The sequence below is a fragment of the Cyanobacterium aponinum PCC 10605 genome, assembly GCF_000317675.1.
Taxonomy (GTDB): domain Bacteria; phylum Cyanobacteriota; class Cyanobacteriia; order Cyanobacteriales; family Cyanobacteriaceae; genus PCC-10605.
Genome location: NC_019776.1, coordinates 3,556,980 through 3,571,515, shown reverse-complemented (window position 1 = coordinate 3,571,515; position 14,536 = coordinate 3,556,980). Strand labels below are relative to the sequence as shown.

At 36.0% G+C, this 14,536-nt stretch carries 10 protein-coding genes; 3 read left to right on the top strand and 7 right to left on the bottom strand.

The genetic code is table 11. The annotated features are described in order from the left end of the window. Positions 1-174: 174 nt before the first annotated feature. Positions 175-1,593, bottom strand: coding sequence for a glycogen synthase GlgA (gene glgA, locus CYAN10605_RS14940; protein ID WP_015220779.1), 1,419 nt, complete (start codon positions 1,591-1,593; stop codon positions 175-177). 236 nt (positions 1,594-1,829) lie between these two features. On the opposite strand from glgA, the gene CYAN10605_RS14935 reads away from it, so the two are divergent. The 3 genes from CYAN10605_RS14935 (at position 1,830) to CYAN10605_RS14925 (ending at position 5,488) form a co-directional block, all read left to right on the top strand. After that, positions 1,830-2,237, top strand: a complete 408-nt coding sequence (locus CYAN10605_RS14935) for a hypothetical protein (protein ID WP_015220778.1) — start codon at positions 1,830-1,832, stop codon at positions 2,235-2,237. Positions 2,238-2,712: 475 nt separating this feature from the next. Further along, a complete protein-coding gene (locus CYAN10605_RS14930; protein ID WP_015220777.1) occupies positions 2,713-4,605 on the top strand; it encodes a DNA-directed RNA polymerase subunit gamma in 1,893 nt (630 codons plus the stop codon). 229 nt (positions 4,606-4,834) lie between these two features. Further along, complete coding sequence (locus tag CYAN10605_RS14925) at positions 4,835-5,488, top strand: DUF8619 family protein (RefSeq protein WP_015220776.1); 654 nt, start codon at positions 4,835-4,837, stop codon at positions 5,486-5,488. Positions 5,489-5,546: 58 nt separating this feature from the next. Here CYAN10605_RS14925 and CYAN10605_RS14920 read toward each other — a convergent pair whose 3' ends face one another. The 6 genes from CYAN10605_RS14920 to CYAN10605_RS14895 form a co-directional block, all read right to left on the bottom strand. After that, entirely contained in the window at positions 5,547-7,061 is a 1,515-nt protein-coding gene (locus tag CYAN10605_RS14920) for a sensor domain-containing diguanylate cyclase (protein WP_015220775.1), read from the bottom strand. Between the two features lie 513 nt (positions 7,062-7,574). After that, the gene (locus CYAN10605_RS14915; RefSeq protein ID WP_015220774.1) at positions 7,575-8,261 is read right to left on the bottom strand and encodes a YggS family pyridoxal phosphate-dependent enzyme; all 687 of its coding nucleotides are present in this window, start codon (positions 8,259-8,261) and stop codon (positions 7,575-7,577) included. Positions 8,262-8,481: 220 nt separating this feature from the next. After that, complete coding sequence (locus CYAN10605_RS14910; RefSeq protein ID WP_015220773.1) at positions 8,482-8,883, bottom strand: fasciclin domain-containing protein; 402 nt, start codon at positions 8,881-8,883, stop codon at positions 8,482-8,484. Between the two features lie 151 nt (positions 8,884-9,034). Next, positions 9,035-10,321, bottom strand: coding sequence for a CO2 hydration protein (locus CYAN10605_RS14905; RefSeq protein WP_041922938.1), 1,287 nt, complete (start codon positions 10,319-10,321; stop codon positions 9,035-9,037). A 113-nt stretch (positions 10,322-10,434) separates the two neighbouring features. Next, positions 10,435-11,949, bottom strand: coding sequence for an NADH-quinone oxidoreductase subunit M (locus tag CYAN10605_RS14900; protein WP_015220771.1), 1,515 nt, complete (start codon positions 11,947-11,949; stop codon positions 10,435-10,437). A 272-nt stretch (positions 11,950-12,221) separates the two neighbouring features. After that, positions 12,222-14,042 carry an NAD(P)H-quinone oxidoreductase subunit F gene (locus CYAN10605_RS14895; RefSeq protein ID WP_015220770.1) on the bottom strand — a complete coding sequence of 607 codons (1,821 nt, stop codon included), beginning with the start codon at positions 14,040-14,042 and terminating at the stop codon, positions 12,222-12,224. Positions 14,043-14,536: the final 494 nt, after the last annotated feature.

Sequence of the window (14,536 nt, the reverse complement as noted above, 5' to 3'; positions counted from 1 at the left end):
TGGATACAAAACCTAACACCTAACACCTGCTACCTGCTACCTATAAGGTTTTTAGAGTTATTGTCCCCCTTTCAGATTAAAAACTCTGAACTCCGTTCACGACTGAAAGGAGTGTACGAGCGCAGCGAACTCTCCGAACCCTTATCCAATATTCTTAAACCAAACCGAGGTTAACTATGAGGCAATAGCAATTTCCTGTTTTTCGTCCTCAGAGATATTTACTAGGGGCATCACTTGTTTATATATTTCTATATATTTTTGGGCTGATTTATCCCAACTAAAATCTTGTTTCATCGCCCTTACCTGCAATTTTTGCCAGTCTTTTTTAAAGCGATAACCCTCGTAGGCACGAATTAAGGCTGTATATAAATCTAGGGCATCATACTGATCAAAACAATAACCTGTACCCTGTTCATTATGGGGATCAAAAAAAGATACCGTATCTAATAAACCTCCTGTTTTACGCACAATAGGAATTGCACCGTAACGCATAGCTAAAAGTTGACTTAAGCCACAGGGTTCAAACCGAGAAGGCATCAAAAAAGCATCAACACCACTATATAAACGTCTTGATAATGCTTCGTTGTGAACTATCTGCACGGAAATTCTTCCTCGATGGCGGTTGGATATATCCCATAATTTGGATTCATAGTTGCGATCGCCCGTTCCTAGTATTACCATTTGAGCATCAGTATAACCAAGAAAGCGATCTATAATCTGTAAGACTAAATCAATACCTTTTTGTTCAACTAAACGGCTTACCATACCCACAAGAAAAGTACTACGATTAATTTCTAATCCCGATTCTTCTTGTAACTTAACTTTATTCCGAAAGCGTTGATCTAAGGTTTGGATAGTAAAGTTTTGGGCAATAAATCTATCCGTAGCTGGATTGTAATTATCAGTGTCAATGCCATTAACAATACCAATTAATTTATCATTAATCCATGACAATAATTCGTGTAAACCTTCTCCATACTCAGGGGTTTGAATTTGACGGGCATAGGTAGGAGAAACCGTATTAACCACATTCGCAAAATGTAAAGCGGCTGCGATCGCATTTTCCCCTCGCATATATTCAGGACACCACGTAATCTGCTGTAATAAGTCCCGACCCGGACCCCGATAAGCCAAATTATGTATCGTAAAAACAGTGCTAATATCTGGAGTTTCGTGCATCCACACAGGAATCATTCCCGTATGCCAATCATGACAGTGAACAATATCAGGTTTCCAATAATTCCAAGCAAACTCCGCTCCACCATTAGCAAAAAAAGTAAAGCGCCAATACTCATCATGATCACCATAAATATTACGACGGGCAAAAGTTTGATGACCAAAAAGATATAAAGGAATATCCGTTTCAGGTAATAAAGTGGAATAGACAGTAAATTCCTGCCCCATAGCATCTCCCCACCAAATTGGTTCAGCAGGAATATCTAATTTATCAGGTAAAAAACCATAGTAGGGAATAAAAATACGTACATCATGACCTTGTTTTCTCAAAATTTTGGGTAATGAACCCACTACATCACCCATACCCCCAACCTTAGCAATAGGAGCGACTTCCGCCGCCACAAATAAAATTTTCATAGTTGTTTAATTACCTGTAACTGTTTCCTTAAAATCAGATTAGGGTCATTTTGACATAATCTTAGTCAATCTTAATACCAGTAGAAAATCTTTTCTCTAACTAAGAAAATATACAGAGAATTAACTACATATTTCTACGATTGATACTATTTATTTTTTGCGTAATTATCCCGTAGTTATAGTTACTACAGAATAAGTAGAATTGAGATAAAGAGAGATAAAAAAGGGGTGAGACCATGAAAAAACTACTTTACTTCGCCTCTAGTTTAAATTTAACGGTTGTTTTGTGGTTGACATCTGCTATTTCATCAGTTGCTCAAATACCGATAAATGCTTACTACATGGAATCGAGAATGGATGGTAGTACTTTTTACACTACTGTACAGTATATGGTTGATGTAGATACTTTCAATGATATGAATGGTGTTCGTTTGATAGTTAACCATGATCTTTTAAGAAAAAATGACGAAAACTTAAATCCTTTAATAGTCAGAGGTGTTGAACCTTCAAGTATCAGCGAAGATAATTTGATAATAAAATCCACATTTACATCATCTCCCGCTACCGAAGATTTACAACCGAAGATTTACACCAATCAAGAGGATATATATGAAAATAATTTCCACTATTTTGGACTGGAATAATATTCTCTATTTCTAAACCGTCATCAGCAAGGTTATTAATGAGCTTTTAGCTTATCTCATCAGTTTCTAATGTAAGTTTTAAGTTTGTAACTGATGTTACGCAAAAAGATAATTAGTTGTTGTTTTGATGTGTCAGGTATCGGGTGTTAGGTATTAGGTTAAAGAATTGATAAAAAAAATATATTAATTGATTTTCTTGTTTTAAATTCTTGGATAAAATAATGTAATCTTATGAAAATTAAACCTGCTAACTGTTACCTGAAACCTGAAACCTACCAAAACTTAACGCATGAATAAGTGCGTAACGTCAGTTTATAAATTATCCTTGCCCCTACCTTAACCAAAGTATAGTATAATGGACAATCTGACAATTATCTCTAATGTCTAAATTCATATAGTCGGTAATTGCATATAGATTAACATTATAACTAACTGAATAAATATTAATATTCAAAGGGTTAAGCCAGAGCTGAATATGCCAAATCAACAACAAGAGAGACAGTTTGATTACGTTAAAATTGGGATTGCATCCCCCGAACGTATCCGACAATGGGGAGAAAGAACCCTTCCAAATGGTACAGTAGTAGGAGAAGTAACCACTCCTGAGACAATTAACTATCGTACCCTAAAACCCGAAATGGATGGTTTATTTTGTGAGAGAATTTTTGGACCTTCTAAAGATTGGGAATGTTGGTGTGGAAAATATAAAAGAGTACGTCATAGAGGGATTGTTTGTGAGCGTTGCGGTGTAGAAGTTACCGAGTCAAGAGTACGCCGTCATCGCATGGGTTATATTAAGTTAGCCGCCCCTGTTACCCATGTGTGGTATTTGAAAGGTATTCCTAGTTACTTAAGCATTTTGCTAGATATGCCTTTGCGTGATGTGGAACAAGTAGTTTATTTTAACGCCCATGTGGTCTTAAACCCCGGAAACGCTAGTAATTTAAGCTATCGTCAATTACTCACTGAAGACCAGTGGATGGAAATTGAGGAACAAATTTACGCAGAAGATTCTGAGTTAGAAGGTATTGAAGTTGGAATCGGGGCAGAAGCGGTAGAAAGACTCTTACAGGATATTAACCTCGAAGAAGAAGCCGAAAAACTAAGAGAGGAAATTGTTAACAGCAAAGGGCAAAAAAGAGCAAAATTAATCAAAAGATTACGCTTAATTGATAACTTTGTAGCTACTGGGGCAAAACCTGAGTGGATGGTTTTAAGTGTCATTCCTGTTATTCCCCCTGATTTACGTCCGATGGTACAGTTAGATGGTGGGCGTTTTGCTACTTCTGACTTAAACGATCTTTATCGTCGAGTTATCAACCGTAATAATCGTTTAAATCGCTTACAAGAAATTCTTGCTCCTGAAATCATCATTCGTAATGAAAAACGGATGTTACAAGAAGCGGTGGATGCTTTAATTGATAATGGTAGAAGAGGAAGAACTGTTGTCGGTGGTAATTCTCGTCCTTTAAAATCTCTTTCTGACATTATTGAAGGTAAGCAAGGTCGTTTCCGTCAAAACCTCCTCGGTAAACGGGTTGACTATTCTGGACGTTCCGTAATCGTTGTGGGTCCTAAGCTACAGATTTATCAATGTGGTTTACCCAGAGAAATGGCGATCGAACTTTTCCAACCTTTCGTCATTAACCGCTTAATTCGTCTTGGTATTGTCAATAATATCAAAGCGGCGAAAAAGATGATTCAAAAGGCAGATCCGGGTATTTGGAGGGTATTAGAGGAAGTAATTTCAGGACATCCCGTCTTGTTAAACCGTGCGCCTACATTACACCGCTTAGGGATTCAGGCTTTTGAACCTGTATTAGTAGAAGGAAGAGCGATTCAACTTCATCCGTTGGTATGTCCTCCCTTTAACGCTGACTTTGACGGAGACCAAATGGCGGTACACGTACCTCTCTCCATTGAAGCCCAATCAGAAGCTCGTCTGTTAATGATGGCTTGTCATAATATTCTCTCTCCTGCAACTGGTAAGCCGATTATTGCTCCTTCTCAGGATATGGTTTTAGGTTGTTACTATTTAACTGCCGAAAATCCTTATGCCACTAAAGGTAAAGATGGTTACTATGCTAACCTCGATGATGCTTTACGGGCTTATGAACAAGGCTTAGTGGATTTACACGCCTATGTTTGGGTACGCTTTGATGGACAAGTGGAAAACGGAAAAGGTGCGAATGAACTAGAAAGAGAAGAAACTCTTGCCGATGGCACAGTCTGGAAATATTACGAAGGGCGCAAAGTGAGAGAAACTGCTGATGGCGAAGTGTTAGCTCAGTATGTTTACACTACTCCTGGGCGTATTATTTACAATAAAACCATCATGGATGCCTTAGAAACAGAGACAGTCCATTAATATAATGAGGAATTAGGAATTAAGACAAGGCAATAGGGAAACCTCTCTGTGTCTCCCCTTAAAAGAAACCCCCCTTTATCCCCCCTCGAGAGGGGGGAGGGCAATAGTAAATAGTGAATAACTAAGAATTAAAAACTCCTAACTCTCATCCTCATCACTCATTACTCCCCTAAGCCCGAAACCTGACACCTCTTTCCTAACTCTGAACCCCGAACTCCGAACCCTAATTATGCTTATTCCTCTCAAACAAGATGCCATCAATGATTTAATACCTGCGATCGCAACTGGAAAGCAATATGCTTATTATTGGGCAAATTTTCCTACATTATTAAAAAATCTCTTTATTTCCCTAGTTGGAGTGCTTTTTTTCTGGTTATTAGGATCATTTTTTGGACGGGCAGGGGATAATATTTCTTTAATTTTTCGTATTGTGATGGGGCTATATTGGTTGTGGAGTCCTATTTATTGGGCGAGTGTGAGAAATAATCGTTTTCGTCGTTATCGTTATTGTGGTTTCTGGCGAGGTAAAGTTTTAGATGTTTATTTGACTGAAGAAATCGTTAAAGAAGAATCTGCGATCGATAAATTAGGTAGAGTGATTATAGTAGAAAATCGTCGTCGTTTGTTTAATATGGAGATTGCCGATAAAAGCGGTTTTCGTGCCACTATTACTACCCCAGTCAAAAGAATTTATAAGTCTATTAATCGAGGACAAGCAGTAGAGGGTTTATTATTAACTAATGATCCTGATTTTATGAATATTGCTCAAATTACTGATGTTTATATTCCCCGCAATAAACTTTGGTTAGGAGAATATCCTTATCTACGTAGGGATGTTTTTCTGGATATTCGTAGAGAGTTAGCCGCAATTTACGGAAGATAATTTAAATATATTTACCCTTCTCCACTATTACTTAAACATTTTTCTAGTCATCTTCAATTTACACTAAAATTACGAAGCGATCGCGCCCTTGCTGTTTTGCTTGATATAAAGCCTTATCAGCTTTTTGAATAAAATCTTCTAAAGAGTCATTAGCTTGAGGAGTAGATGTGGTAATGCCAATGCTTAAGGTAACAATTTTTAATACAGTGGAGGTTTTATGGTCAATTTGTAACTTGCGTATTTCTTTAAGAATTTTCTCTGCTATAAATTGGGCTTCTTTTTGATTTGTATTGGGTAAAATAATGGCAAATTCTTCCCCACCATATCTAGCTATACAGTCAGAATTATGACGGGTAACAGATTTAAAAGTTTGTGCTACTTGGATTAAACATTCATCTCCTTGGGGATGTCCATAAGTATCGTTATATTGTTTAAAACAATCAATATCAATCAATAGCAAAGATAAAGGGTGTGCTATTACTAACATATTATGCCATTCTTCCCGTAAACGGCGATCGAAGTACCGACGATTAGCCACTTGAGTTAGACTATCGGTATTAGCAATTTTTTTTAAAGTATGGTTAGCGTGTTTGAGGTTAAGTTGTGCTTGAGTTAATTCTCTGGTACGCTCAAATACCTTTATTTCTAAGTTTTCCAGAGTTTCTTTTAAAGATTGCTGTGCAATTTGTCTCTCACTTAATACCGCCGATAAAATTAATGTCGTTAAAGAAAGCATGGCAGTAAAAGACTGTAACAACATTAAAGAATCATTCACAGAACTTTTGACAAATATTCCATAACCCTTGCCTGTGGCGGTAATAGCCACAAATGCAACAAAACTCACTAATAAACTAGAATTGCAACGATTTAAACGAAATACTCCCCAAATCAAAATCGGTAATAGTAAATATTCGAGAGGATAGGCAAATTGAAAAATAATTATACATATAACACATAAAATACTTAAGTTGATAATTATTTCTCCATAACTTGCTTTTTGATGTAAAACTTCTTTTTCTCGATAAATTATCATGGGCGGAGAAAATAAAATGTGAGCTAAAGCCGATGCTAACCACCAAGTAATAAAAGCAAGAGGATATTCTCCAATGGTTAAAGCATTTACTATCAATAAACCTGTCACTCCTAACATGGCAGAAATTAAAGGAGCAACAAAAGAAGCAACGATAAAAACTAAAACTGAAGATAAATGAGTAAAAATCTCTTGATGTCGAGAAAATTTATTCAACAAATATCTAGCGAACCAAGGTTGTAAACAATTAGCAATTACACAGATAGTGTTGAGAAGAAGACTATTTATCAAAGATAAAGGAGGATCTAAACTAGATAAAGCAGGAATTAGACCAACAATAGAACCAATGATTATACCTGAAAAAACTTTTGTCCCATAGTAATAAACCATCGGTAGAGTTATAGCAGAAGGAAACCAAACCGATGCCACTTCTCCGGGTAGAGTCGTAAAAGCATGGCTAATTTGAATCGCAATTATATATGCGATCGCAATTCCTCCATTCAGAAAAACTAACTGACGACCTTTCTGGCTTTGATTTTTCAACTTTCCCTATTAAAAAATACAGATAGTATTATATTAAAAGTAATTCTTCCATATTCTAGGAAATTTTTTGCAATCATAGTACAAGGATAAGAAAATTTAATTTCCTTTTGCCAAAACGCTACCATAGCGAAGAAAATTGCTCCAAAACTCAGCTTATTTACCCAATTTATCCTTAATTTAACCTCAGTTCGGTTTAAGAATATTGGATAAGGGTAGGTGTCAGGTTTCAGGTTGCAGGTTGCAGGTGTTGAGAGAAAGTAATAAGTAACGAGTAATGAGTAATAAATAATGAGTGTTCGGGGTTTTTTATTCCTAATCCTTAATTATCAACTATTCACTATTTACCTTCGCCCATTGTCCTTTTAAATTTTCTCCTTGCCCTTTGCCTTTTTCTCCATCATTCATAGATGAAAATTTATCCCGAACTCAGGTTAATTTAGAAACAGAACTGAAAAATATTTATCATCCTATTTACCAATAAATAATATCAACTAAAATAGAAAAAAGAAAATATTAACTATCATTAAATATAACTCTACCTAGGCGAATCATAGTAGCTCCAGCCTCGATCGCATATAAATAGTCTTCTGACATTCCCATAGATAGTTGATTAAAATTATCTGAAAAATAACCCTTATCTTTAATTTTTTCCTGTAAAACTTTCAACGATTTAAAAGTAGAAAGAGTTTCCTCTTGAGACAAACCTAAAGGTAAAATCACCATCAAACCTCTAACACTAAGATAATGTAACTCTTGCAGTAAAGGTAAATCATTCCACAGTTGTTCTGTGGTCCAACCATATTTATTATCATCAGGTAACGGCTTAACTTGTAAGCACACTTGAGGTTTTTTTATAATGACCTTTTCGTTCAATGCCTGTTGTGCATAAAAATCAAGACGTTGAGCAATTTTCAGACTATCCACCGAATGAATCCAAGCAAAAGACTCTACCGCTTTTTTTGCCTTATTACTCTGCAAATGCCCAATAAAATGCCAAGTAATATCATTTAAATCCTGTAATTGAGCCTGTTTATTAATCGCCTCTTGTAACTTATTTTCTCCGAAATCTTTGATTCCTTGCTCATAAACCCATTTCATGACCTCAACATCAACTTTCTTTGTTACCGCCACCAATCTCACAGAGGTAGGAATAGTATTTCTGATTTCATCTAAATTTTTTACCAATTGATTCTGATTCATTCCAACGAATATTAACTATTAGCTATATAGCAATTCTATTTTAGTTGTATTGATTACTAGGTGGGAAAAACGAGGAGAATTAAGAAATATAAATAACGTCAGTTAATTAAACACTTTTGCCCTCCCCCCTATTTAGGGCAGGGCTGTTTCATTTTCAAATTTTAACAGAAAAATAAAGGCGATCGCCTCCTCTATCTCCCCAATACTCCAAAACCTCAATCTACCCCATCAAAATAACATTATCAATCACATGAATAACTCCGTTATCTGCTTCAATATCCGCCATAATAACTGTTGCATTTTTTACCTCAAAACTATCACTACAATCAATAGTAATTGGTGAACCCTCCACAGAAATGACAGAGTCAACTTTTTCTAAATCAGCTTTCATTAGTTTTCCTGCAACCACATGATAAGTTAGGATTCGAGCCAGTTGAGGGGGATTTTGTACTAAAGTGGTAACTGTGCCCGGAGGTAGTTTCGCAAAAGCATCATCGGTAGGGGCAAACACGGTAAAAGGTCCTTCACTTTGTAATACATCCACTAGGTTAGCGGCTTGAACTGCGGCAACTAAAGTTTTAAAGTTATCGTTATTAACGGCAATGTCAACGATGGTAGGCATAATAAAAATGGTTCTCTTACTGTGTGTAAATTATTAGTTAGGAAAACAAGGTGTCAGGTTTCAGGTTTCAGGTTTCAGGTTTCAGGTTTCAGATGAACAAGTTTTCTCCCCACTCCCTACTTTCTTTAACTCCGAACTCCGAATTCTTGTATTAACGGTAATCTTGAGATTGAATATCTCTTAATCTTGCTTCTGGGCGCTTAAATCTATCCATTTGCATTTCAAAGAATTGACGATTTTTCATTAAGTGCTTGGGATTATCGTCATCAAGGGGATACAAAAGGGCAGTGCGTAATGCTTGGATTACCGCCGAAGTAACATTATACATTGAGCGTTGGAATGTTACCCCTAATTGAATTAACATATCATCTTCCCCTCGACAGTGTTTTTGATAGTATTCCACTAAATAGTCAGGGAGAAAATGCAACATATCATCCATTAGTAATGTGGGGGGAATTCCTGCACTACCAACGGGGAAAACATCTGCATAGAGAATACCATAATGGAAGTCTTTTTGTTCCCGGGGTACTTGATGGGCTTGGGCATTGTAAGATTTTGTACCTCGGAAGGGGGCAGTGCGATAAAATACCGCTTCTACATAGGGAAGAGCGGCTTCATATAGCCATGTAAAACCTTTGGATTTGGGGATAATTTCATAGCATTCTCCCTTTATATATACATTATGATATATGGGACGACCTGCGATCGCAAATATACCGTTAACCAGAAAATCCATTGCATCAGGCACTCCTTTAAAACCGCCCTCATCGTAAATATCTGACATTTCCAGAAACACTGCGGTCATAATTTCCCAGAATAAACCCAGATTAGCATAATAGGATAGTTGGCGTACTTGTTCTAGGAACATTTCAGGGAACAATTTATATAAACCCAACATCAGAGGATTGCCCTTAAAATAGGCTTTTATGGCTTTATCAGCATTGGCTTTATACTCATCACTGTCGAGATAAGCATCAAACTTGCCCATACCCATATCTCTACCATGCCATAACATCGCCCGCATACAAGCCTCAGCAAACTCCATATTAACGCGATCGTGCATCAAATGATGGAATAATTTAGGCATTTTACTTGTTTCCCCTTTTTCCATGAAGGCAAGTAATTCAGGATGAGCGCTAGCTTGCCCCCGCCATATTCTCAAATCGGCAGTATCCCCAGCGTAATGGTTGGGTAAATCGAGATATTCTTGAGAAATAAAATATTTAAAGAAAGGAAGGGGATTAAGAAAAACTCTTTCGGCAATATAGAGTAAATCTCGCCAGTAAAAATCCATCGGGATAGCATAAGCCTTGTAGATACCGATAATTTGCATTAAATTTTCTGGGGTATCTGGTAACATTGAGCCACCAGCTTCCAAACGATGGATAACTTCGGCAAATTCGTGAGTGGAAGGAGGAATTTTAGTTGCTGTTTTCATGATTGATAATTGATAATTAATGACATCTAAATCGTTTGAATATCCTAATTCCATAAGATTTGAATATTTTTCAAGTTCTAACTCACCTTTTCAGGATGAAAATTGATAGTTTATTACTGAAAAAGTGCGGTTTGCGGTGCTACACTTTGTGCGGTTGCTGAAGGCACATTGATACTGATGGCACTGCTAGTATTAACGCTAAGATTAGTTAAAAAGGAAGGTTGTAAACCGAAGAAAATAATCATCACCGCCAAAATAACTGCGGGTAAACGCTCAAAAGATTCTACTTTCGGTAAATACCCTGTCTTATTCTCCATTCTGCCAAAGAAAACACGATTGAGGAGAATGACAAAGTAAACAGCCGTTAAACCTGTTGCAATTAGGCAAACTAGGGTGTAGATAGGGAAGACGCTAAAGCTACCCTGAAAAGAAAGAAATTCTCCGATGAAACCAATCATCCCCGGAATTCCCGCACTAGCCATAACGGCGGCAATCATTAAACCCCCCACAAAAGGTAAACCTCGATAGGGATTCATTAAACCGTGTAATTCTGATAATTCCCTTGTGCCTGTTTTCGCTTCGATAATACCTACTAAGTGGAATAGTAAAGCCACGATTAAACCATGAGCAAACATTTGACAAATTGCTCCTAATATGCTTAGGGATGAACCCGCCGCCGTCGCTAACACCACAAAATTGATATGGGCGAGAGAGGCATAAGCAACCATTTTTTTGATGTCGGTTTGAGAAATTGCTACTAATGAGCCGTAAATAGCACTAAATACAGCTAAAATAGCTAAATAAGGAGATATATCACCCCAAACATCTGGAAATAGCTGTAAACCAAAACGAATTAAACCATAAGTGCCTAATTTTGAGATAACCCCCCCTAATAACATAGATAAAGGAGTTGAGGATTCGGTATAGGCATCAGGTAGCCATGTATGAAGGGGGAAAATGGGGATTTTAATGGCAAAACCAATAACAATGGTGAGTAGTAAAAGAATTTGTTTCGCTTGGGGTAAGACTCCACTGGAAATCATCTCCATATCAAAAGTATTGGCATTAGTGAGAAAATTTAAGCCTAAGAAACCAGTTAAAACGAAAATTCCTGAAAAGGCTGTATATAATAAATATTTGGTTGCCGCATAGTTTCTTTTATCTCTACCCCAAATGGAAATTAAAAGATAAATTGGTACTAATTTAATTTCATAAAAGATGAAAAATAGTAGTAGATTTTGAGCAATTAACGCACCATTAACACAGGTAGTTAAAAGTAAAATGAGGATGTAATAAAGTTTAGGCTTATTAAGAGTTTTACTGTCTAATTCTCCGTTGTAAAATGTCAGGGTGACAATTAGACAATTCAAAATAATTAAGGGTAAAGATAAGCCGTCTATACCTACGGTGTAGTTTAAACCTAAAAAGGTTAGCCAGTCTAAGGATAAAGACTCTTGTAATCCTACTGCTTGATAGTCAAAATTTAAGCCTATTATTATACTAATAAAAAAGGCGATCGCACTTGTTATTAAAGCAATCTTTTTTGGAATATTACTCTCTTTTTGTGAGGGGAAAATTGCAATTAAAATCGCCCCTAAAATTGGTAAAATTAACAACAAATTAATCATGATGATAGCATTGTAATAATGTTTATTGGTTGACTTAATATATCAGTCCTAAATGATTTGAGGACACTCCTCCAAAAAACTTTGAGCGGTTAAAGGAGGAGTAACTTTGACAAGTGATTTGGAGTTGCAATAAAAGAATAATTGCTGAAAAATCTTAGGCATCACAGAAAAAATCGAATAATTAAATCTTTAGTTTTTTCTCTTTTCTTACTTTTAAAAAAAGTATTACTTTGAGAAAATTTACTATGTAATATTTAGCAAAAATCTAACATCTAAAACTGAGTTAGACCAAAAATAATGGCAACAAATATTAAGCCTAAAAGAATAGAAAAAATATATAATTGCGATTGCCCAGATGTGCTATATTTTAAGGCTTGTCCACCAAAAATAGTGCTTAAACCCACTAAATTAACGACTCCATCAACAATATAGCGATCGAACCAATAAGCTAATTTTGCAGTAACATTTACTATACCCACAACTGTGACTTTATAAATGTCTTGAATATATAAATCATTCGCAAAGAAATTACGAACAAATTCAGGCACTACATCAACACTTTTATCGGCTGGTTTTTTGCCATAAATTAACATTGCTAATACCACCCCAATTAAAGTCGAAACACTAAAGAAAATGTTTAAATTTCCTTGGAAACTAATTAAATTAAATTGGGCTAATACTAAAGGTAAATGTAATGTCACCCCCGTTAATATCATCATTGGTAATACCATCGCCCACAAAACTTCAGGCGATCGCACTGTCATTTGTTTGGAGTCGCCTAGAAATATGAGGCAAAAAGTTCGCAGGAGAGAAAAAGCTGTTAAAGCATCAACAATTAATAACACCCCTACTAACCAAGGTTGAGAAACAAAAAAATCATTGCCTAACTGGGGTAATATCCAGAAACCACCCAAAGGAGGAAAAGCCACTAAACCAAAACTACCCACCAAAAAAGCAATACCTGCTAAGGGGCGCTTTTTCCATAATCCCCCCAATTGGGTTAAATCCTGAGTGATATTACTAATAATAATTGCACCGATACTCATGTATAACAAAGCCATTGCCACTGCATACACTGCGATTAAAACTAATGCCGTTTTTTCGTGATTTGTACCAACGGCGATAAAAACTAACCCCATGTAAGCACTAACAAGATAAGATAAAACTCGTTTTATATCCACTTGGGCAATGGAAATCAAACTAGCCAAAATGGCAGTTATTACCCCAATAATTGTTACTGCTTGAGAAGCAATAGGAGACATTGCCAAAACAGGCTGTAACTGGATAATAACATAAGCACCAACCGTCACCACAATGGCATTCCGAAGGATAGAAGCAGGTAAAGGACCTTCCATGGCCTCATCCAACCATAATTGTAGCGGTATTTGGGCACATTTTGCGATCGGACCTGAAATCAGAGCTAAACAAAGTAAAGTAGAGAAAGTGTTATCTATTGGAGAGTTTTCCGCCCAAAAAGCTAAATAATTATAATTCCATGTATTAGAAAAAGGATAAATAGCAATTACTCCCATCAATAATAGAATATCACCCACTCGCTTTGTCCAAAAAGCATCCCTAGCCCCAGAAACAACTAAAGGTTGTGCAAACCAAAACCCAACCAATAAATATGTACCTAGAGTTAGAATTTCCAGATAAACATAACTAAAGAAAAGGGAATTACACAAAACTAAACCACACATCCCGGCTTCAAAGAAACCCATGAGGGCGTAAAATCTTGCCCATCCCCAATCCATTTCCAGATAACCAATGGCATAAATTTGAGATAAAACATTTAATCCCGTAATCAACGCCAAAGCACCGACACTCACAGAAGAAATCTGTAAATCAAAAGAAATATTTACTCCTGCCGCTTCTAACCAGGTAAACCGAAATTCTTGGGCAGGTTTTTCCCAAATTTGGTACAAAGCAACAACGCTATGGATAAAAGCAAGAGAAGTCATCACAATGTTAACGTAACCTGCAGGGCGAGATCCCGTTTTGCGTATGATACCGGGCGACCATAATAGTGCAATCAAGCCCCCAATCAGGGTATAACAAGGGATAAACCAGATAGTTTCACTAAAAAAATTCATGTTTTTTATATCATTTACTTACAGCAATTGTGTATTTAAAAATCTATCTATACTTAATCATAAATTTCTTTCTTCTGTCCAACTTTTTGGATAAGAATTATTTTATACTAGACATCAAAATAATAAATAAGAGTATTTTTACCTAGTCTATTTAAGCAAAAGTAAACTCATTTCTTTTGAAGAAACGACATGAAACAAGAGCAAAATTATTGTTCAAATAAGCTATCAGACTTATTCAAAAATAACAATTTCCTTGAACCTATAAAGATAAAAAATATAGACTTCTTAAGCTAAAAATTAGAAATCTGTTTTTAGCATTTGAGTATTGTTATCTATTTTGTGCTACCATAAATAGATAATAGAAACTCTATCACACTCAAGAGAATTTATAGCTATTAAATAACCTTAAATATGTTGATATAAAAATACTTGAGTTAAAATAAGTAGTAAATTTAGAGAATAGTTAAAACATAAGTATAAGTGCTTTTCATTAA